Annotated in this window: 17 protein-coding genes; 9 read left to right on the top strand and 8 right to left on the bottom strand. The window is 59.1% G+C overall.

Features of this window, described 5'->3' with window-relative positions:
* Positions 1 to 9 precede the first annotated feature (9 nt).
* The gene (locus tag QZ534_RS17530) at positions 10 to 381 is read left to right on the top strand and encodes a VOC family protein (RefSeq protein WP_296936350.1); all 372 of its coding nucleotides are present in this window, start codon (positions 10 to 12) and stop codon (positions 379 to 381) included.
* A gap of 46 nt (positions 382 to 427) precedes the next feature.
* On the opposite strand, the gene QZ534_RS17525 is transcribed toward QZ534_RS17530, so the two are convergent.
* The 3 genes from QZ534_RS17525 to ptsP are packed head-to-tail and all read right to left on the bottom strand — an operon-like array spanning position 428 to position 5984.
* Positions 428 to 2191 (bottom strand): PTS fructose-like transporter subunit IIB, encoded by a 1764-nt coding sequence (locus QZ534_RS17525; protein ID WP_296936348.1) that lies wholly within the window; start codon positions 2189 to 2191, stop codon positions 428 to 430.
* Entirely contained in the window at positions 2188 to 3153 is a 966-nt protein-coding gene (pfkB, locus tag QZ534_RS17520) for a 1-phosphofructokinase (RefSeq protein ID WP_296936346.1), read from the bottom strand. Before pfkB ends, QZ534_RS17525 begins: the two co-directional genes overlap by 4 nt.
* A complete protein-coding gene (gene ptsP, locus QZ534_RS17515; protein WP_296936344.1) occupies positions 3153 to 5984 on the bottom strand; it encodes a phosphoenolpyruvate--protein phosphotransferase in 2832 nt (943 codons plus the stop codon). Before ptsP ends, pfkB begins: the two co-directional genes overlap by 1 nt.
* A gap of 151 nt (positions 5985 to 6135) precedes the next feature.
* On the opposite strand from ptsP, the gene cra reads away from it, so the two are divergent.
* Entirely contained in the window at positions 6136 to 7173 is a 1038-nt protein-coding gene (cra, locus tag QZ534_RS17510) for a catabolite repressor/activator (RefSeq protein ID WP_296936342.1), read from the top strand.
* On the opposite strand, the gene QZ534_RS17505 is transcribed toward cra, so the two are convergent.
* The 3 genes from QZ534_RS17505 to QZ534_RS17495 are packed head-to-tail and all read right to left on the bottom strand — an operon-like array spanning position 7091 to position 11991.
* Entirely contained in the window at positions 7091 to 9388 is a 2298-nt protein-coding gene (locus QZ534_RS17505; RefSeq protein ID WP_296936341.1) for an ATP-dependent DNA helicase, read from the bottom strand. The genes cra and QZ534_RS17505 overlap by 83 nt on opposite strands.
* Positions 9385 to 11094, bottom strand: a complete 1710-nt coding sequence (locus QZ534_RS17500) for a VRR-NUC domain-containing protein (protein ID WP_296936340.1) — start codon at positions 11092 to 11094, stop codon at positions 9385 to 9387. Before QZ534_RS17500 ends, QZ534_RS17505 begins: the two co-directional genes overlap by 4 nt.
* Before the next feature lie 27 nt (positions 11095 to 11121).
* Positions 11122 to 11991, bottom strand: coding sequence for a polysaccharide deacetylase family protein (locus QZ534_RS17495; protein WP_296936339.1), 870 nt, complete (start codon positions 11989 to 11991; stop codon positions 11122 to 11124).
* A gap of 326 nt (positions 11992 to 12317) precedes the next feature.
* On the opposite strand from QZ534_RS17495, the gene QZ534_RS17490 reads away from it, so the two are divergent.
* From QZ534_RS17490 to folM, 5 genes are all read left to right on the top strand, one after another.
* Positions 12318 to 13304 carry a TRAP transporter substrate-binding protein gene (locus tag QZ534_RS17490; protein WP_296936337.1) on the top strand — a complete coding sequence of 329 codons (987 nt, stop codon included), beginning with the start codon at positions 12318 to 12320 and terminating at the stop codon, positions 13302 to 13304.
* 58 nt (positions 13305 to 13362) lie between these two features.
* On the top strand, positions 13363 to 13854 hold the full coding sequence (locus QZ534_RS17485) for a TRAP transporter small permease (RefSeq protein ID WP_296936335.1): 492 nt from the start codon (positions 13363 to 13365) through the stop codon (positions 13852 to 13854).
* Between the two features lies 1 nt (position 13855).
* Entirely contained in the window at positions 13856 to 15136 is a 1281-nt protein-coding gene (locus tag QZ534_RS17480; RefSeq protein ID WP_296936332.1) for a TRAP transporter large permease, read from the top strand.
* Positions 15137 to 15381: 245 nt separating this feature from the next.
* Entirely contained in the window at positions 15382 to 16308 is a 927-nt protein-coding gene (locus QZ534_RS17475; RefSeq protein WP_296936329.1) for a LysR family transcriptional regulator, read from the top strand.
* A gap of 11 nt (positions 16309 to 16319) precedes the next feature.
* Positions 16320 to 17027 (top strand): dihydromonapterin reductase, encoded by a 708-nt coding sequence (folM, locus tag QZ534_RS17470; protein ID WP_296936327.1) that lies wholly within the window; start codon positions 16320 to 16322, stop codon positions 17025 to 17027.
* Between the two features lie 18 nt (positions 17028 to 17045).
* Here the strand turns inward: folM and QZ534_RS17465 are convergent, their stop codons facing one another.
* A complete protein-coding gene (locus tag QZ534_RS17465) occupies positions 17046 to 17486 on the bottom strand; it encodes a DUF4864 domain-containing protein (protein WP_296936325.1) in 441 nt (146 codons plus the stop codon).
* A gap of 141 nt (positions 17487 to 17627) precedes the next feature.
* Between QZ534_RS17465 and QZ534_RS17460 the strand changes: the two genes are divergently transcribed.
* Entirely contained in the window at positions 17628 to 17918 is a 291-nt protein-coding gene (locus QZ534_RS17460; RefSeq protein WP_296936323.1) for a DUF6482 family protein, read from the top strand.
* A 19-nt stretch (positions 17919 to 17937) separates the two neighbouring features.
* Here QZ534_RS17460 and QZ534_RS17455 read toward each other — a convergent pair whose 3' ends face one another.
* Positions 17938 to 18723: an SDR family oxidoreductase gene (locus tag QZ534_RS17455; protein ID WP_296936321.1), complete on the bottom strand. Its 786-nt coding sequence runs from the start codon at positions 18721 to 18723 to the stop codon at positions 17938 to 17940.
* 154 nt (positions 18724 to 18877) lie between these two features.
* Between QZ534_RS17455 and recC the strand changes: the two genes are divergently transcribed.
* Positions 18878 to 21105, top strand: a 2228-nt coding sequence (gene recC / locus QZ534_RS17450; protein WP_296936319.1) for an exodeoxyribonuclease V subunit gamma, incomplete at its 3' end; no start/stop codon positions are given.

Raw genomic sequence — 21105 nt, 5'->3', positions numbered from 1 at the left:
AGAACAAACATGATCGGATACGTCACCCTTGGCGTCAGTGATATGGAAAGAGCAAAGGCATTCTATGCCGGTTTGTTGAGCGACCAGGGCGCCAAGGTGCTACTGGACATGGGGCGTATCGCCTTTATCGGCAAGCGCATGAGCGAGCCCATGATCGCGGTTTGCGTTCCCTTCAATGAAGAACCCAACCATCCGGGCAACGGCAACATGGTTGCTCTGCCAGCGGGGTCAAAAGAAGGCGTGGACGCCATGTACAAGAAAGCGATTGAGCTCGGAGCTACCTGCGACGGCGAGCCCGGCCAGCGAATTCCGAACCAGTTCTACGGCGCCTACGTGAAAGACCCGGACGGCAACAAGCTGGCGTTTTTCGTTTTCGGTTAACAGCATGCCAAAGGCCCTCAATTGAGGGCCTTCGCTTGTTAAGCGTTCAGCTCGTTGCAGCCGCCACTTCCGCCTTACCGTTTTTCAGCAACGCGTAACCGAAACCAATGACCAGTGATCCCACCGCAATCGCAATCAGGTAGGGCAATACCGCACTCACCGCGTTCGGAATGGCAAGCACAAACAGCCCGCCATGGGGTGCCATCAGCTTGACAGTGAACAGCATCGACAGGGCACCGGTAATTGCGCCACCGATCATACACACCGGGATAACCCGAAACGGATCCTTTGCCATAAACGGTATCGCGCCTTCCGAAATGAAGCACAAACCCAGCACGAAAGAAGCCCTTCCGGCCTGGCGTTCCGCCTCTGCAAACTTTCGCCGGGCGATGAAAGACGCCACACCCATGCCGATGGCCGGTACCATTCCTGCCGCCATGATGGCAGCCATGGGTGCCGAGCCGCCACTGCCCTCGGACAGCAGTCCCACGCCGAAGGTGTAGGCCGCCTTGTTGACAGGCCCTCCCAGGTCAAAGCACATCATAGCGCCCAGAATGCCACCAAGCAGGATCGCATTGGTCGTTCCCATACTCTCGAGAAATCCGGTCAGGGCGCCCATGATGGCGGCCATGGGCTCTCCAATCACATAGATCATCCCCAGGCCGGTAACCAGACTGGCCAGCAAGGGAATGATGAGGATGGGCTTCAGCGATTCGATGCTCTCGGGCATTGGCAGTTTCTGGCTGATAAAGCGCGCTACATAACCAGCGAGAAAACCCGCAACAATACCGCCGAGGAAACCGGCTCCCAGTTCGCCCGCCAGAAACCCACCGATCATTCCCGGCGCAAGGCCGGGACGGTCGGCAATCGACCAGGCAATGTATCCGGCCAGCAACGGAATCATCAGTTTGAAGGCGGTGCCACCACCAATCTGCATCAGGGCGGCAGCCAACGTGCCTTCCTCCTGAAACGCTTCGATCCCGAACACGAAGGACAGAGCGATCAGCAAACCGCCAGCAACCACCATGGGCAGCATAAAAGAGACACCGGTCAGCAGGTGCTTGTAAGGCCCCTTTTTCTCACCACTTCCGGAAGCGCCGGACGTTTTCTTCTGGCCTGCGTTGAGAACCACGGCCTGTTCAAGGGCATCACGGATCGTATCGGCTGGTTTTTTCAGGGCGGCACCGGTCGCGGTCCGCCAGACCCGCTTGCCAGAGAAGCGGCCCGGATCTACCTCAATATCACAGGCCAGGATCACCACATCGGCAGCCGCAATTTCCTCCTCCGTCAGCGGATCCTGGGCGCCGACCGACCCCTGGGTTTCTACACGGATCTTGTGGCCAGCAGATTGCGCCGCGGCGGTCAGGGCCTCTGCCGCCATAAAGGTATGGGCGACGCCAGTGGGACAGGCAGTAACAGCAACGATCCGCTTACCGGCAGAGGTACCGCCGACAGCGGTACTGGTTGCTATAGATTCCTGGCTGGCCATTGCCGGGTCCCAGGTTGTAGCCTCCGCCTGCGCCCGGGTGAGGATGGCGTCTGGGTCTGGCAGGGCAGCGGTGACCGGAATCTGCAGCAAGCGTTTGCCGGCATAGACATCCAGATTTACCGGAACACCAACCGCGGCAATAACAAGATCGGCCTGTTGGATTGCCGCTTCGCTGGGCTCGTTGTCGGCTTTACCATCCGGGCCTCGAGTATCAGTGGTAACAGACCAGCCGCGCCGGTTCGCCGCCCGCTCAAGGGTCCGGGCGGCCAGGAAACGAGTTGCCACGCCCTGGGGGCAGGCGGTCACAATGATCAGATTCATAACCGTATCTCTCCGGTGTTGTTTTGCCCGGGCCATGGCTGCACCCGGGTTTGTTGGAGAAGGGAGGGAAAGTCCGGGGCCTCGGGGTCTCCGACACCAATGTGTTGCACACATTCGGCAGACAAAGCCGTGGCGAACCTCAACACTGTTTCTTCAGACTGTCCACCAAGCACGCCATGGAGCATGCCTGCGAGCAAGGTATCGCCGGCACACACGGTGCTGACCAGCGAGACCGGGGGCACCCGGGACCTCAGGATGCCGGCCGGAGACGACCAGAACACGCCGTCTGCACCCATGGATACCACCACGTGGGACACGCCGCCGGCACGGATGCCGTCAACCGTAGCTGCCACTGTGGCCAAATCCTTTAGGGGTGTGCCGGCCCAGTCAGACAGCTCGTCCGTGTTGGGTTTGATGGCGTAGGGACCAGCTTTGATGCCGGCCTTCAGGCCCGCGCCACTGGTATCCAGCCATACCGGTTTGTCTGCGTGGGAAGCTTGCTCGACAAGGTTTGCCAATCCAGAAGGCGGAAAGCCATCTGGCAAACTGCCTCCGATGACCACCGCGTCGCATTCCGACAGCAGGGATTTAAGGCGGAGCTGAAGGCGCTGAACTGCGTCTTCCGGGACCCGGAAACCGGGCCCATTCAGATCGGTTACCCGGCCGCCGGCCTCAGCAATCTTGATGTTGATTCGGTTCTGGCCGGGAACGCGTACAAAACCGTCCTGCAGGCCCTCGGCCTCAAACAGGCGCTCAAAGGGCGCGGCATTGGCGTCGCCTAACAGGCCTGCAACGGTGACCGAATGGCCCAGACGCGCCAGCACCCGAGCGACATTGATGCCTTTTCCGGCTGGCTCCATCAGGGTATCCCCTGTGCGATTTACCTCTCCGAGAGTCAAGGGCGACGTTTCAACACTCAGGTCGAGAGCCGGATTCAGGGTGATTGTCAGGATACGGGCCATCACCAGGCCTCCAGGGCATCACGCACTTCGGACGCCGTTGCCAGAGACAGTGCCTTTTCAGCCTGTTGTCGAGCGCTTTCCCGGTTCAGACCGCGAATACAGGCCTTCACCAGGGGCACCCGACGACTGGTCACAGACAGCTCGTCGACATCGAGCCCGACCAGAACCGGAATCGCCTGGGGATCTGAGGCCAGCTCCCCGCATACCCCGACCCAACGGTTATGGGCATGGGCGGCTTCCACGGTCATCCGGATAAGCCGCAATACCGAGGGGTGCAGGCCGTCTGATTCAGCCGAGAGCTGTCCGTGGCCACGGTCGATGGCCAGGGTGTACTGGGTCAGGTCATTAGTACCAACCGAGAAGAAATCCACTTCCGGCGCCAGGGTCGAAGCCAGCAGGGCACAGGAGGGCACTTCAATCATCACGCCGACCTGAACATTGCTGGCCGAAACCTCGCTCTGAACCTTCGTAACAATGGCCCTGGCTGCTCGGAACTCCTCGAGATCCTTCACCATGGGGAACATGATCCGAAGGGGGCGATCACCTGCTGCAGTCAGCAGGGCCCTGACCTGGGTTTCCAGGATATCCGGGCGTGTCAGTGACAGACGGATGCCACGCATGCCCAGAAACGGGTTGTCTTCCTGGGGTAACGGCCAGTAATCCAGAGGTTTGTCGCCACCCACATCCAGAGTGCGGGCTACCAGGGGCAAACCGTCCAGGGCATCGAATGCGTTCTGGTATTCAATGACTTGAGTGGCCAGATCCGGCGCTTCCGGATGGGCCATGAAAATGAACTCGGTTCGAAGCAGGCCTACACCGTCGGCGCCCCGTTCAACAGCATCCGGGGTGTGGGCGGTGTTGCCGAGATTGGCGCAGACTTCGATGGTATGGCCATCTACGGTGGTAGCAGGTTGATTGCGGTTCTCATGAGCTTCGGCCTGCAACGCGTCCAGTTGTTGCAGACGGCGACGGATCTTCTCGCAGCGTTCGGCCCCGGGGTTCGGCACCAGGCAACCCCGTTCGCCATCCACCACCAAATCGGAGCCATTCAGGATAGTCAGTATTCGCTCACCGGCACCTACGACCGCAGGCAGCCCCAGGGCTCGGGCCAAAATTGCACTGTGGGACGTCGCTCCCCCGCGAGCTGTGACCAGGCCACGCACCCTCGCAGTATCCAGCCGAGCCACATCCGATGGCCCGAGATCGTCAGCCACCAGAATATAGGGAGTGTCCGGCGGCGTGGGCATGGCCACACCACAGAGATTGGACAGCACCCGCCGCCCGACATCCCGAAGATCCGCCGCACGTTCTGCCAGCAAACGGTCCGCGAGTGCTTCCTGGGCCCTGGCTGCCGTATCTATGGCTTTCCACCAGCCCGCCTCGGCGGACGCCCCCTCATTGATCGCTTCCAGCGTTGCCTGGTAGAGATCTTCATCCTGAAGCATTTCCACGTGAACCGACAGAATCGGCGCGGCTTCGCCGCCTTCCGCCTGACGAATCAGAGTGCGAAGCTGCCCATCAGCGTTATCAATGGCCTGGTTGAGACGCTGGATCTGTTGTTCGCTATCTTCAGCGGATTGCGGATATTCAAGGGTCGGCTGACGCATGACGAAAGCCGGTGCCAGCGCCAGTCCCGGAGATGCGGCAACCGCTTTAACCGGCTGATCATCCGTCAGTGCGCGGGCTTGTTCGGCTTCAGGTACCCTGGTTTGCGGATCCGCAGACCGCAATGGAGAGACTTTCTCACCCAGGCCACTTTCAATCGCACTGCTAAGAGCCTCAACAGCCTGGCTTGCGTCCTCTCCAGTCGCCGAAATCAGCAACGTCTGGCCCCTGCGTGCGCCCAGGCCGATAACCCGGGTCAGGCTGGTTGCGGATACTGCGGCACCATCGCCTTCCAGAAGGCGCAACCGAATACTGGCATTGTGCCGACGAGCCTCCTGGACGAGTTGCTTGGCGGGGCGCGCGTGTAAGCCATGGGTATTCAACAGGGTGACTTTGGCAGTGACTGCATCCGCCGCCTCACCGGAAAGCCTTGCCAACAAGGCCTCGGCACTCAGCCCCTGAATAGGTTCATCACGGGCCAGGAAATTATCGATGCGTTCCAGCAGGTCATGGCACTCATCACCGGGTCCGGCCAGACAGAACACCCCACGCAGCTCCGCAGTTGCACGCTTTGGTGTTGCCAATGACAGGGTCGGGCGCCTGGCGCCAACAGTATGATGGGTCAGCCAGAATCCCTGACCAAGATCCACCGGCGGTTGACCGACAATGCTGGCCAGAAAATCCGTGTCGACGCACCGCAAACTTTGCAGACGCGCAGCTGCAATCAAGGCGAGCTCGTTCGGGGTGTAGGCATCTATTCCGAGACAGAGGGTCTCGCTGTCGCATTTGGCAACGGCCGGAGCTTTGGAAAGCAAGGCAACCAGCTCCGTGGCGTCCGTAGCACGACCCAGCTTCTCAGCCAGTCCTGGCTTATCCAGTACACGGGTCAAATGCCGGAGAATATCCAGATGCTCGTCGGACTGTGCCGCGATGGCCACCAGCACATGCACCCGCGCACCGTCGTGCCAGGTGACTCCCTCGGGGAACTGAAGAATGCGAATACCGGTGTTCAGAACGGCATCCCGGCTTTCCGGTGTGCCGTGGGGAATAGCAATGCCGTTGCCCAGGACCGTAGAAGACTGTTGTTCACGGGCGTTCATCCCGGCCAGGTATTCCGGGGAAGTCCGGCCAGCGCGCTCAAGGTCCCGAGCGGCCTGTTGCAGTGCGTTCTGCCAGTCAGAGGCAGTGGCACCCAATCGAACGTCATTGGCAGTTAGCGTCAGCATAATTGTTGCCTCGCTTTTTGTTTTGATACTGCGTCTTTCTTTCGATACCGCGTATCAGTTTTGTTTGCTGAATCGTGTCAGCACGCTTAAAATAGATGGTGAAACAGATATGATCAGAAATCAAGCAATCTTTTAATCGGAGCTGTCGCCCATGACCCTTGCGGAACTTGCCCGGCTTGCCGGCGTTTCAAGAACCACGGCCAGCTATGTCATCAACGGCCAGGGGGCTGCCCGACGCATCAAACCGGAGACCATCGAGAAAGTGCTTGCGGTGGCGCGTGATCATAATTTTCAGGTAGACACCCAGGCCGCAGCCCTGCGGGGCGGCGCCAGCCGGACACTCGGTTTTATCCTGCCGGATCTTGAGAACACCAGTTATGCCCGCCTCGCCAAATTACTTGAGCAGGGCGCAAGGGCGAGAGGCTATCAGCTGCTGATTGCCGGCTCTGATGATGACCCCGAAACCGAAAAATCGCTGGCGCGATCCCTGAAAGCGAGGCGCTGTGACGCCCTGATTGTTGCCAGTGCCCTGGCCCTGGACGACCCCTTTTATCCCCAACTGCAGAAAGATGGTCTACCCGTCATTGCTGTTGATCGTGCCCAGTCTCCGGATCAGATTCGATGCGTGGTGAGCGATAACCGTGCAGCAGCCGAAATACTGACTCGTTCCGTGCTGAATGCCGGGACCGCCACCATCGCCTGGCTCGATGCGGTGCCGGAGATTGCTATGACCCAGGAGCGCCGGGAAGGTTTTCTGGCGGCCGCCAATGATGCTGGCATTGCCCCGCTGGTAGAAAGCGGTCCTCATTACGATCGCGCCTCCGGTGCCGCGATGATGCGTCGGATTCTGACCGACCACGGCCTTCCGGACGCCCTGGTTACAGCCTCTTACACACTGCTTCAAGGAGTTCTGGATGCCCTTCTCGAACAGCCGGACCGGCTTCCTGAAACTCTGAAAATTGCAACTTTCGGCGATGACCGACTGCTGGACTTTCTTCCATTGGCGGTCAACTCTTTGCCCCAGAATCATGAGGCCATCGCCAATGCCACATTCGAACAGGCCCTGGCGGCAATCGCACAGCAAGGGCCTGTCGACACCATAGTGATTAACCGGTCTCTGAAGATTCGGGCCGGGGATCGTCAGAGTGGCTCTGTGCAAACCACCAGCGCGGCAACAAATGATAAATAGCCGGCTGCAAAAACCGGTCATCAATTAGCCAGATCACACCCCGGTCTTCCGGGGTGCGAATCACCCGCCCCGCCGCCTGGGCCACTTTTTGCAACCCCGGAATCAGATAGGTGTAGTCATAGCCTGCGCCGAAGCGCTGTTCGAGCCGAGCCTTGAGGATTTCATGCCAGGCATCAAAGGGAGGCAAACCCAGGGTCGCCACAAAGGCCCCGATCAACTGATCGCCGGGCAGGTCAATGCCTTCACTGAATACCCCACCCAATACCGCAAACGCCACACTGCCCTCCGGGTTCCGGAAGCCGGCCAGAAAATCTGCTCGCTGTTGCGGCGACATGCCGGGCGCCTGCGCCCGCTGAGGGATATCCGGAGCCTGCCGGGCCAATGCTTCACGGACCTGATCCGCGTACTTGAAGCTGCTGAAAAACGCCAGGTAATGCCCGGGTCGCTCACGGAACTGGCGGGCGATCAGGTCGGCAATGGGCTTGAGTGATGCCTCCCGGTGAACCTGGCGCGTGCTGATATCGGGCGTGAACTGCACCTGCAGCTGGTCGGCGCTGAACGGGCTGGGCAAGGAGGTGAAACGGGAATCCTCGGGCAACCCCAGCAGATCCCGGTAGTAAACACCGGGGCTCAGGGTGGCGGAAAACAGCAGAACCGAATGCGCTGCCTCAAACCGCTCCCGCAGGAAATCCGCCGGGATCAGGTTCTGGATCGTCAGGCTGGCCCGCCCCCGACCGGCGCGCTGGAATTCACACAGGGAATAATCACCAAAGGAGTCCGCCAGCTTCATGAAGGCGACGCTTTCAAACAACAGCTCCTGCAGAGCCAGATCCGGGGGATTATCGGCCAGGTAATCGGTCAGATTCGAGACCATCGCCTGCAGGGCACCCAGCAATTGCGTTGGCAGCGTCTCCAGAAACTCCGGGCTCTGTGTATCAGCCTGGTAATCCCGGATCAGGCTCTGCCAGGCGCGGGCGGTGCGATCGATGGCTGATTTCAGCGGCTTAGGCGCGGTTTTTTTGAGCCTCAGCAAACGCTGCTGATCCAGCCGAACCGAATACATACCCCGGCCACGGTCCACCAGGTTATGGGCTTCGTCCACCAGCACGCTGGCCTTCCAGTTATTCTGGCGAATCAAACCATGGAGCAGGGCGGATTGATCGAACAGGCGATTCACATCGCCGATCACCACATCGCTCCACCGGGCCATTTCCTGGGCGAGGAAGTAGGGACAGATGTTGTGACCGGCGGCGATCTTCGCCAATGTGTATTGATCCAGCATGCCTTTGGTCTGGGCCGCTTCCGCCCGGGCATCGGGCAGCCGGTCGAAAAACCCTTTTGCCAGGGGACAGGAATCACCATGACAGGCCTTGTCGGGGTGCTCGCAGGCGTCGTCCTTCGACACCAGTTCCAGGGTTCGCAAGGGCCAATGCAGCGCGTTTTGAGCCGAACGCAGGCGGGCAACCGCATCCATGGCCAGCTGACGGGCGGTATTGCGACAGGTGAGGTAGAACAGGCGGTCCTGGCCGGCTGCTGGCATCGCCATCAACGCCGGGAACAACGTGCCAAGGGTCTTGCCCAGGCCGGTGGGGGCCTCCAGAAGCAAAGTGCCGGACTTTACCGCATTCTTGTAGACCGTCTCCGCCAGTTGGCGCTGACGGGGGCGAAACGCCGGGAAAGGAAACGCCAGGCCTGCAAGCAGGGCATTGCGCTGCTCGCGGTGATGCTCTTCCTGCTCGGCCCATTCCTTGTAGCGGCCACACAGGATTTCCAGTTCCTGCCAGAGCTCCTCGGCACTGGCGGTCTCCACCACCGGCGTTTCCTTGTCCCTGCCGGTGTCGTAATAGATCAGCGCCAGCTCCAGGGTTTTCCGGTTTTCCTGCCGGCACAACAGCGCGCCGTAGGCTCTCAGCTGAGCGCGATGGAGTGCCCGCTGATGCTCACGGATTCGGGACAGGTCACCCCGATGGGTTTTGATCTCTTCCAGCCGGCCTCGGTGCGGGTTGTAGATATCCGCGCGGCCGGAAAGCAATAACCCCATGCATTCACCGGTCAGTAAATGCTCGCTTTTATAGCCGTAGCCGCGCCGGGACTGGATGGCCTGATGGCCAGCAATGCCCTCCTCGGCACTGGGTGCCGGGGTATAGCGGAAGTCCAGGTCGCCCTTACGCGCGGCAAACTCGCACAGAGTCCGGACGGCAACTTTCACCCTCATTCCATCGCCTCGCTCTCCTGCCAGCGCACGTAACAGACACTGGCGGGGATGCCTTCAACCGCAAAGAATTCGAGCCAGCGAATCTGATGGTCCTGTAGACGGTCACCCGGCCCTTTCACCTCGATCATTTCATAGCGCCTTTCCGAGTCGGTGGCGTCCGGAAAAAAGCGAATCAGATCCGGGAAGCCACTGCGATGCTCCCGGATGTTCAACAACAGGCGGCGGAACAGCTTTTTCAGATCCTCCGGTGGAAGGCAATCGAGCGCCAGAGTGAGCAGTTCCTCGTCGAGCACCGGCCAGATCACGAACGGATTGGTGGTGCCCTGTTTGGCCCGGTAATTCGCCAGTATCCGCTCCCGATAGCTGCCATCCGCCAGCTGTGCAAAGCACTGCTCGAACGATGCCTTCCGACGGCTGACGAAGTCTTCCCGGGTCAGGTCCGCCGGGCCCACATGGAAGGGATGAAAAAAGGCGCCCGGCACAGGGGCAAAGATGGTTTGCCAGCAGAGCAGGCCGAACAGGCCGTTGATCAGGGTGTTTTCCACATAAAACACGGGCGCTTCGTCTCGGTGTAGGTGGTCTCTGACTGCATATTCGACCGACCCGACCTCTGGCTTTGGCAGATTCAGGGTGATGTCCCGGATGAGCGGCTGCTCTGGAGGTGGTGGCGGTATCTCGCCAAGCCGGCTCGCAAGCCGCATGAGAATCCGCGCCAGCCCCTGGGCTTCGGCATCGCTCAGTTCCTGGTTCTGCCACTCGGAGGCAATGGCCCAGGCTTCCTCATGACGCTTCATCCGCTCCAGCAACCGGAGCTGCTTCAGCCTCGCTTCCCGGTGGCCGCTGCTGGCGAAAGCCTCTAACGCCAGTTCCCGCCCCCCCTGGCGTTCCGCCTGCCGGCCCAATTCCAGCAACAGCCGGTCGCGGCGGCTGGTCAGCCAGGCGTTATTCGAGGACGCCGGAACCGCCTGCCAAACCTCGTGAGCGGGTACGCCCTGGTCCAGCCATTCCCGGCACTGGTGCATGGCAAGATACAGGTCGACCTCGGAACGCTGCTGGAACGCCCGGGAATCCGGTGTGAATGTAACCGGCTCGTACTGCTGGTGACCCAATTCCACCAGCACGAAATCCGTCCAGTTCTGGCGCAAGTTACCAAAAAACATCAGACGGACCCGGTCAAACAATGCCATGGGTTTGAGTCTGACCACTGGCCTGGCATGCTGACCGAGCCAGTCGGCGACAGTAAGGGCATCGGGGAATTGCGGAAACAATACCTCACGCATCTGGCTCTTGGGCAGATTGGCCGGCTCTCCGGCGGCTTTAAGCAAAGGCGCCAAAGCCGGGCGCAATTCTCCAAGGGTGAACAGCCGGAACAGTTCGTCCAGGCTGAGCAGAGGGTCGGTATCCAGCCAGCCCGCCCCGGTGATTTCACCAAGAGCCCGTTCTTCAGGTACCCCGAGCTCCGGGTACCTGAATTTGTCTGCACGGAAGAGATCGCCCGTGCGCATCACCATGCGGGTAAGCAATGCCCTGGCCGGCAGTGAAAGGGTATGAAAGTTGGCCAGTCGATCCAGCTCTTCCGTCGTCAGCAAGTCGCCGTGATGGCTCTGCACCCAGCCAAGGACGGTCTCCATGTTCTCGAGATAGTACAGCGGATTGTTCAGATCTGCGGTACCCGGTTGTGGGCTTTTCGGGTTCCGTACTGCCATAGTCGTGTCGGCGTTGTGCCTCCGGTATCAATCGTCGAAAAATGGTCTCACATAATCAAAGATCTGTCCTCTGGTGGTGAGCCACAGTTCGCTCTGCCCGGCGCATCGCTTCACAATTTCTTCAAAGGCCCAGGCGCCGGCAGGCCTGCCGTAGCAGTGGCCGTGAACGATTACATCCAGGATCAGTGTTTCCCGGTTACTCGCCAGTAATTTATCCAGCGTCACTGTGAACATCTCGACAAACTGCTCGGGCGTTCTGCCAAATCGCATGGCGTGTGGCAGATCATTGAAATCGATGGTTACCGGGATCGCCATGATGGAACTGTCGGAAAACCGCTGAAGGTAAGGGCGATCATCATCCAGTGCGTCCCCATGCCATTGGTAGCCGTGCAGGGATAACCGGCGCTGGACGTCGAGATCAGAGGTGACGCGGGGGCTGATCCAGCCGCCGGGCCGTTGACCGGTGGCTTGCTCAATCAGTGCAGTCGATTTCTGTATGTTGTCCTCAATCTGCTGTTCGTTGAGGTAGGGGAAAAGCATATTCTGGCCATAGCTGTGGCCGATGATCTCATGCCCGTAATCAAAGCGTTTTTTTAGCTCGGCCGAACAGTGTTCTGCAACCAGTCCAGAGGTAAACACACTGGTGGCCACGCCGTATCTCTCCGCAATATCAAACAGCCTTTTTGCGCCGACGTTGGCGTTATACCGACCATAACTGTCAGCGTTGGGATCTACCATGTCTCCTGCGAGAACATTGCCCATCGGGTTCACACTGGAACATGAATCCGGCGTCCACATTTCAAAAGCGATATTAAAGTTAATCGCCAATCGTTTGTTTTCTGGCCATAAAAAATCTTTTTCCAGGCGCTCTATTTCACACGAAACTTCCTGGCTCATCGCTTTTTCCTTTTGTTAATTAATAACGAACCACATTAAATAAATAATCAGACAACATTTAAATAATATGATTTATCAGTTTTTGCAAATTCAATTATATTCAGCTGGTTATGAATCAAATTCAGCAGGAACCCTTTTTAATCTCATTCACAACTGACTGAATAATATTAAATTTGCGCTTTTGTTTTGGCTGCCCTAAATTAATTTTTACCGATCGGAATCGGAGCTAATAAACACAAATAAAATTGGCAAAATCTGCCTGACTGGAAAGCGGATATCATCAAGACAAATCCCATTTCCAGATTGATTTACATCGGAGAAAAACAATGAAACTCATGAATCGTCAATTGATTGCCGCCGCCATCCTGGCCAGCGCCGCCACGTTGGTTCAAGCCCAGACCACCATCAAGCTCGGCTGGACCACGGCCGACAGTAAAGTCGATCCTTACGCCATCGCCGCCCACTACTTTGCCGAAGAGCTGGAGGCAGCGGCACCGGGCGAGTTCAACGTGCAGTTCTACCCGAACCATCAGCTCGGCAACGACACCGCGATGCTGCAGGCCATGCAGTTCGGCACCATGGACGCGGGCGTGATCACGGGAACTCAGGTCGGTACCCTGGAGTCTGCGTTCCAGCTCAACGATCTGCCTTTCCTGTATGCCAACAACCAGCAGGCTCACAAGGTTCTCGATGGCGAAGTCGGCCAGACACTGCTTGAAAAACTTGATGCCAAAGGCATCGTCGGGCTTGGTTTTCCGGAGGCCGGCTTCCGGCACACCATTAACAACGAACGCCCGATCCGCACACCGGAGGATTTCAACGGTGTGAAACTGCGGGTTCAGCCCAGCGACCTGTTCATCGCCAGCTTCCGGGCCATCGGCGCAAACCCGGTCCCCATGGCCTGGAGTGATGTCTTTACCGCGGTACAGCAGGGCACGGTCGACGGGCTGGAAATTCCGCTGCCGGTTATCTATGCCAACAAGTATCCGGAGGTCACAGACTACCTGTCGCTGACCAGCCATACCTACAACGCCCTGGCGCTGCTGATGTCCAAGCAGACCTTCAACAAACTGTCCCCGGAAACCCAGGAACTGGTCAGGGAAGCCGCCAAAAAAGCCATTGATCGCCAGCGCGAAACCGTCGCGTCCAACAACGGCAATGTCCTGGACCAGATCAAGGCTGCGGGTATGACCGTCAACGAAGTCGACGATGTTGAAGCCTTCCGCAGCAAGGTCGCCAATGTCTACGACGAGTATCGCAGCAAGATTGGCGCAGATATTCTCGATAAGGCCCTGGAGCAGGTGGCGGAATAACGCCACCTTTCCGGAAACACCCCGAAGCTATCGGGACTTCTGACCGGGAACCGATTGGATGTACCAGTATCTGGATAAGTTTGGAAATGCCCTGGCCCTGGGGTCCCAGGCTGTCGGAGTGGTCACTGCTCTCGCCATGATCGGCAGCCTGCTACTGGGTGTCTTCTACCGCTATGTACTCGGGGATGCGCTGGTGTGGAGCGATGAAGTTGCCGCTCTGGCCTTTACCTGGACGGTCTTCCTGTTCGCCAGTGCACTGGTACGCACCGGCGGCCACGTTCGGGTAACGCTGCTGGTCGACTCATTGCCGGCGCTGCTCGGTGAGCTGGTGGAACGAGGCATCATGCTGCTGATCATCGGCCTGGGGCTTGTGATGCTCTGGACCGGCTGGAACTTCGCGGAGTTCACGGCCGGCCAGGTGTCCCCCGCCATCCGGTATCCGATCTGGGTCAGGAATGCGGCGGTGCCCGTCGGGGGCGCATTGATCTGTATTCACGCCCTGATTCTTCTTGTTCGGCCACGGCCGATCCACAAATCCTCGGAGCATTAACATGGGTGAGATTGGCCTGGTCATGATCATTGGCCTGATTGTTCTCCTGGCCCTCGGTGTACCCATTGCGTTCACAATCGGCCTGTTGGCGGCTGTGGGCATCTGGATGGCCGATGTAAATCCAATGATTCTGCCCCAGCAATTCATTGCCGGGAGCAGTGTCACGAGCCTGCTCGCGATTCCCGGCTTCATCCTCGCCGGGGAGGTGATGAGCGCGGGCGGTCTCTCCAGGCGGCTGGTGCGTGTTGCCGAAACCTTCTTCGGGCACCTGACCGGTGGCCTTTCAATGTCGACGGTTGCCGCCGGAACCTTCTTTGGCGCCATCTCCGGTTCTGCACCGGCCACCACGGCAGCGGTCGGCTCAATCATGATTGATGAACTGGAAGACCGGGGCTATCAGCGCGGGTATGCGGCGGCACTTGCAACCGCGGTGGGTCCTTTGGGGCAAATGATTCCGCCCTCCATCCCGATGGTGATCTGGGGGGTCCTCGCCGAGGAGTCGATAGCCAAGCTCTTCCTGGCGGGCATCATTCCCGGGCTGATTGCCGCCGCCGGTTTCTGCCTGGTGAGCGTTCTTTATGCCCGGTATCACGGTGTGGCAAAGGAAAAGCGGGCCACCGGAAAAGAATTCCTGTTCGCCCTGAAGGACGGCATCTGGGCTCTGCTCGCTCCGGTTGTCATCCTGGGGGGCATCTACAGCGGCATGTTCACGCCCACCGAGGCCGCCATGGTTGGTGTGCTTTACAGTGCCATTGTTGGCCTGTTCCTGTACCGAGACCTGGACTGGAAAAAAATGCCCGCCATCCTGATGAGCTCAATGAGAACGACCGCCGTTATCATGTTCATTGTTGCGGTGGCTTACGGGTTTGCCTGGGTGATGGCCAGTGAACAGATCCCGGCCCAGCTTACCCAGGCGCTACTCGCGCTCACGGACAACCCGATTATCCTGTTGCTGATCGTCAACCTCATGTTGCTACTGCTGGGCGCCGTCATGGACAACATTTCGGCGATGGTGATCCTCAGTGGTGTATTGATCGGCCTTGGCCAACAGATCGGCCTGGATCCAATACAACTCGGCGCCATGGTGGTCATCAATTTCGCCGTTGGCATGGTGACACCACCGGTGGGCTACTCCATTTTTGTGGCCTCAAGTATCAGCGGCTTGCGTGTTGAAACCGTCGCTCGCCACATCTGGCCATTCATGCTGGTATTGCTTGGGGTTGTCGCACTGGTGGCCTATGTGCCGGCCGTTACCCTCTGGCTGCCCGCAACCTTCGGTTGAACTTACCGCATCCAGGCCTGCTTTTTCCTTCCTTTCGCTGAATCCGCTTCCTTCACACCGGTGCTCGATGCTCGAGTACCGGCTTTCCTTCGATTGCTAACGCCCCTGAATCTGGCGCAAATATGAAGGGTCTGCGAGACTTGTCTGGAGCCCTTTGCAATCACTGGCCGCCCCGGAGCGTTCCGGCAGTGCCAGGCGGGCATCGCGATAACAATAATGAAGGTAAGCTGCGAGAGTTTATAAATATGGTGAATTTGCGCGATTTTGATCTGAATTTGCTGGTAATTTTCACCAATATCATGGAACAACGCTCGATCTCAAAAGTCGCCAATGAGCTTGGGCTATCCCCCTCGGCCGTCAGCCACGCACTTGCGCGACTGCGCCTCATGCTCAACGATCAATTGTTTTACCGCACCGCCAAGGGGCTGGAACCCACCGACAGAGCTAAAGAACTCATCGTTCAGGTGGAAGATGGCCTTTCCTACCTGTCCAGCGCCATCAGTGCCCAACAGCAGTTTGTGCCGGCCGAATCCAAGCGCGTGTTCAGCATGCAGGTTGCGAACTATGTCTCGGGCTTTTTCCTGCCAAGCTTTTCCCGGCGGGTTCGTGAAGAAGCACCGAATATCACCATTGATATTCTGCCCTTCTCCATTTCCACCGAAAGCTCAGAATGGGATCGGGTAGACGCCCAGATTCGTTTGACGCCGGGCCGCCTGAAGCCCAAGGCAGTGCGAAGTAAACGCCTGATGGCAGATGACGTTGTGGTGCTGATGCGACCTGACCATCCCAGCGCGTCGGAACCGATGACCGCGGAACTTTATGCCAGGTTGCCGCATGTAAAACTCTCTCAGGCATCCACGGGTACAACAGTGATTGATGATGCCCTGGCGGGGCGCGGTTTCGAACGACATTCGGCGTTGATTGTGTCCAGCTGGGACGCCATTCCCGACATCCTGCTGAAAACAGATCTTATTGCCATAGCGCCACAGCGCCTGCTGGCCCTGGATCCCCGACTCAAGCATCTCAAAGCCGCCCCGCTGCCACTGGAGGAGGTGGTGTTCTCCTTTGACCTGTGCTGGGATCAGAATTCGGAGAAAGAATCCGGCCATAAATGGCTCTGCGAGACGATTATTGACGTATTCAATTCGGAGATTAAGCAGATTGAACCCTGATTGGAGACGTCATGACCCCACCCATCCTGATTACCGGCGCCGGCCAGCGCATCGGCCTGGCCTTCGCCAGAGCCTGCCTTGACCGGGATCAGCCCATCATCGTCACCTACCGCTCCTATCGACCGGCGATCGATGCTCTCCAGAAAGCCGGTGTCGAGTGTATCCACGCGGATTTTGCCACCAACGAAGGTATTGAAGGGTTTATCCAGACCCTGAAATCCCGGACGGACAAGCTGCGGGCCATCATTCACAACGCCTCGGACTGGTTGCCGGAAAGCGAGGATTCAGACCCTGCGGATGTGATGAGCGCGATGATGCAGATTCATGTAACCACGCCCTACCTGATCAACCTGGCCTGCCGGTCGATGCTGGAGCAGGGTGATTCTACAACCGACATCGTCCATATGACGGACTACGTGGTGGAGAAGGGCAGCGCGAAACACATCGCCTACGCCGCCAGCAAGGCTGCACTGACCAACCTGACGCTGTCTTTTTCACGGTTAATGGCGCCCAGGGTGAAGGTGAATGCGCTCGCACCCTCGTTGATCATGTTCAACCAGGGCGACAGCGAGGCTTACCGGGAGAAAACCCTGAAAAAATCTTTGATGGGCATTGAGCCCGGTGCGGAAGTGGCCGTGGCTTCCCTGCAGTTTCTGCTGGACAACCCCTATATTACCGGCAGAACGCTACCCCTGGATGGCGGGCGGCACCTGGTCTGAGTCCGCCTCCTGAACTCCTCAGATGCCCAGCTCGGCCGGTTGAAGTCTCACGCCGGCCACTTTCCAGACACCTTCAGTACGAACCATCCGGTAATAGGCATCCCAGCGTTTGCCTTCCGGCCCCTGCAACCGCACCACCTGGATTTCAAAGGCGCCGTGGGGTACTCGCTGGGTGAATTCGATGGCTGTGGCATTGTGCACGGCCGGGTAGGCTTCGCGAACCATATCGACGAACACCTGTGACGACCCGAAGCGACGCTTGATGCCCTCGGATGCGTGGGCCCAGGCCTGCTCCTCGTCGTTGTTGGCAAAAGCTTCGATCTGGCGGAGGATGGTGTCCCGAATTTCCGCGTCCTTGTCACTGGCGATGGACTGTGGCGACGCGAGGATAGTCATCCCCATGAAAGCCAGAAGAATGGGGACCAGCCACTTTCCGAAAATAATGTTTGGGTGACCCATGATGGCACCTCTTTACTGTTCATCCTTTAACCGATACGTGACGTTGGACAAGCCGGATCCTTCCAGTTGTTCGTTTGTTGACCTGTTTGCCTTTGCTGTTCGTAGCTTTGATTACGACAACAAACCTGCGGGAGAATTCCCATGCACATGGACACCGGCGAACTGAAAAAGCACAAGCACGACACCATCTCTCTGTTGGAAATTGTCTCGATGGAAGGCCGCTATTACATGGCGAGGTTCTATCTGGATGGGCAGGGTTATGTTCTGACGGACGCCTACGACAAACCGGTGATGTTTACCGGCGCCTGTGCCGTGCGAGAGCACTTCCACGAGTACCAGGTGGAGAGTACCGAGGTGATTCCGCCAGCAGGCACCGATGAAATGATCGGCATGCCGGACAGCGGCTCCGAAACCATGCGGGTCCCCCTCTAGGGGCCCGCTGGATGGGCCCTCAGCTTCCGGCGAATGACAGTGAATCCACCAGATCGGCGCCGTTGAATACGGCGCCGTGAAAGTCACTCTCCGGAATCTGCTGTAGCGTGAACACGAGAGCGCTGGCCGCCTGCTCTGCGGTCAGGCATTCCCCCGCCTCCAGGCGCCTGGTCAGCCACTCTGCATGCGGCAAATTCAGTTCACCTGCTTTCTCGATGTGGCGTCGAATACCCGGGGTATCCACCAGCCCGGGCTGAAACAGACTGACAACCGGCCCGTCCGACATGGTGTCGAACTCCACCGCCATCTGCCGAACCAATCGTCTCAGCGCCATTTTGCTGATCCCGTAGCTGCCGGTCCCGGGCTGTGCGTGCTTATCCATGCCCGCACCAATCATCACAATCCTCGACGCAGGATCGCCGCCCTTCAGCACTGGCAGCAATGACTGGGTGAGCAGCATCGGGGCAGACACATTAACAGCCAGAGCTTCCTGGAAATCAATCAGGCCAAGGCTGGCAAAGTCCTCTGCCGGTTCACCCACGCCGGCACAGTAAACAAAAGCTGAAAGCTGATCGACTGCATCACTCACCTGGCGGGCCAGATCCCTGGTGCTGGCCGGATCGGCCAGGTCGACGCCCAGTGTCATCACTTCAATATCAGGTACGTCGGCGCGAAGTGTTTCCGCCACCTCCTCAAGTTTTGCCAGAGTACGGCCGGCCAGAATCAGGTTATGACCCCGGGCGGCAAGCTCCAGGGCGAGGGCGCGGCCAATGCCCGAACCGGCGCCGGTGATCAGTGTCCACATACGCGTCTCTCCTGCTCAGATGAATCACGACACCGCTTGTCGCAACGGGCCGCGATGATTTCCGGTGATCAGACGTTTCAGACTGTCCGCATCTGTGGTCACATACGGTAACCTGTGGCAACAGGATTGAACCGCACAGCACACAAGGAAATTCATGGCCGCTCTGTCCACCGATAAGCCCGCCACCATAGAACCCGGGTTCCACGCGATCCACGCCAACCATCTGGAAGACCTGCGTCGGGCCGTTGTCTATATCTGCCGGCACAATCCCATGCTGCCGCTGCAGAGTGAAACCTTCCTGGTGCAGAGCAACGGCATTGCCCAGTGGCTGAAGCTGGCCCTGGCGGAGAAGCGCACCGAAGAGGGCCTCGAGGGCGGCCTTGGGATTGCTGCCGGCATGGATTTTCTGTTCCCTGCGCGGTTTATCTGGCAGGCCTACCGGGCAGTGCTCCCCGATGGCGAGGTACCGGAACAATCGCCCTTCGACAAGCGGCGGCTGGTGTGGCGGCTGTACCGGTTATTGCCACGCCTGGTGGGGCAGGACGAGGCCTTCACACCTCTGGCCCGGTTTTTGGAAGGTAACGATCCGGATCTGCGCAATTTCCAGCTGGCGGAAAAGGTGGCGGACCTGTTCGACCAGTACCAGGTGTTCCGGGCCGACTGGCTGGCGGCCTGGGAGCAGGGCAAAGATGTGATTATCACAGCCCGGGCCGAGGAAAAGCCGCTGGACGCTGAAACCCGCTGGCAACCCCTCCTCTGGCGCCGGCTGGTTGAGGATGTCGGCGCTGAAGCGCATACCAGCCGCTCACAGATCCACACCCGGTTCATGGAACAGGGCCAGCGACTTCAGGCGCCGGCCAATCCGTCCCGGCTGCCGACCCGCATCGTCGTCTTTGGCGTCTCCTCGCTGCCCCGGCAAGCGCTGGAAGCCCTTTACGTGCTGAGCCGGTTCAGTCAGGTGGTGCTGTGTGTTCACAACCCCTGCCAGTTCTACTGGGCCGACATCATCAGCGACCGGGAACTGCTCACCGCCGAACGCAAGCGGGGCAGGACCCATCCGGCACTTTCCGCAATTGAGGATCCGGACCAGTTGCACCAGCACGCTAATCCATTGCTCGCCGCCTGGGGCAAGCAGGGCCGGGACTACATCCGGCTGCTGGACGAGTTCGACAATCCGGACCAGTATCGTGGCAGCTTCCAGACCCCGGACCAGAAAATCGATATCTTTTCGGATCATGGCAACCCGGAAGCACCACGCCTGCTGCACCAGCTGCAGAACGATATCCACAACCTGACGCCCCTCCAGGAAATCCGCCAGCAACAGCGACAACTGGATGTGCAGCAGGATCATTCCCTGGTGTTCCACCAGGCCCACAGCCCACAGCGGGAAGTGGAAATTCTGCACGATCAGTTATTGGCCGCCTTCAACCTCGACCCAACGCTTCGGCCCCGGGACGTCATTGTGATGGTGCCCGATATCAACGTGTACGCGCCCCATATCCAGGCCGTGTTCGGCCGTTACCAGCCGGGCCGGAAGCGCCACATACCCTTTACCATTTCCGACCAGGGCCAGCGCCATCACGAGCCGGTGCTGATCGCCCTGGAAACCCTGATGTCACTACCCCGCAGCCGATTCGCGGTGAGTGAGATCATCAGCCTGCTGGAAGTACCCGGCATACGGGACCGCTTCGGTATCAGCGAAGACGAGATCCCCCTGGTTCGTCGCTGGGTCGAGGGTGCCAACATCCGCTGGGGTCTGCACGGCCGGCACCGGGAAAGCCTGGACCTGCCCGCCGAGCTGGAGCGCAACACCTGGCAATCCGGGCTGCGCTCGATGCTGCTGGGCTATGGCATGGGCGACGACGAGCCCTGGGGCGGCGTGGAACCCTTCGGCGAGATCGGCGGCCTGCAGGCCAGCCTGGCCGGCCGACTGAACGACTTTGTGCATCAACTGGAAACCCTCTGGCAGGCGCTGCAGTCCCATCGCACACCGGACGAATGGGAACGCCTGTTCTCAGAGATGCTCGGGCAGTTCTTCCACAAACTCGAAGGCAGCGACCTGTTGCTGCTGAACCGTTTCCGCCGCCAGCTGGAGCAGTGGCTGGAAGACGCCCTGGCAGCAGGCCTTGAGGAACAGACCCTGCCCCTGAACATCGTCAAGGATGTGCTGCTGGAGGGGCTTGATGAAGGCGGTTTGAACCAGCGCTTCCTGGCCGGCAAGGTGAATTTCGCCACCCTGATGCCCATGCGGGCCATTCCTTTCCGGAAGGTGTGCCTGCTGGGCATGAACGACGGTGACTACCCCCGCTCCCGGCCGCCGGTGGATTTCGACCTGATGGCCCAGGATTACCGCCCGGGGGACCGCTCCCGCCGGGAAGACGA

Source organism: uncultured Marinobacter sp., assembly GCF_913055835.1.
In the GTDB taxonomy this organism is placed as follows: Bacteria; Pseudomonadota; Gammaproteobacteria; order Pseudomonadales; family Oleiphilaceae; genus Marinobacter.
The sequence above is the reverse complement of the archived record's forward strand: the minus strand, read 5'-3'. Positions and strand labels throughout refer to the sequence as shown.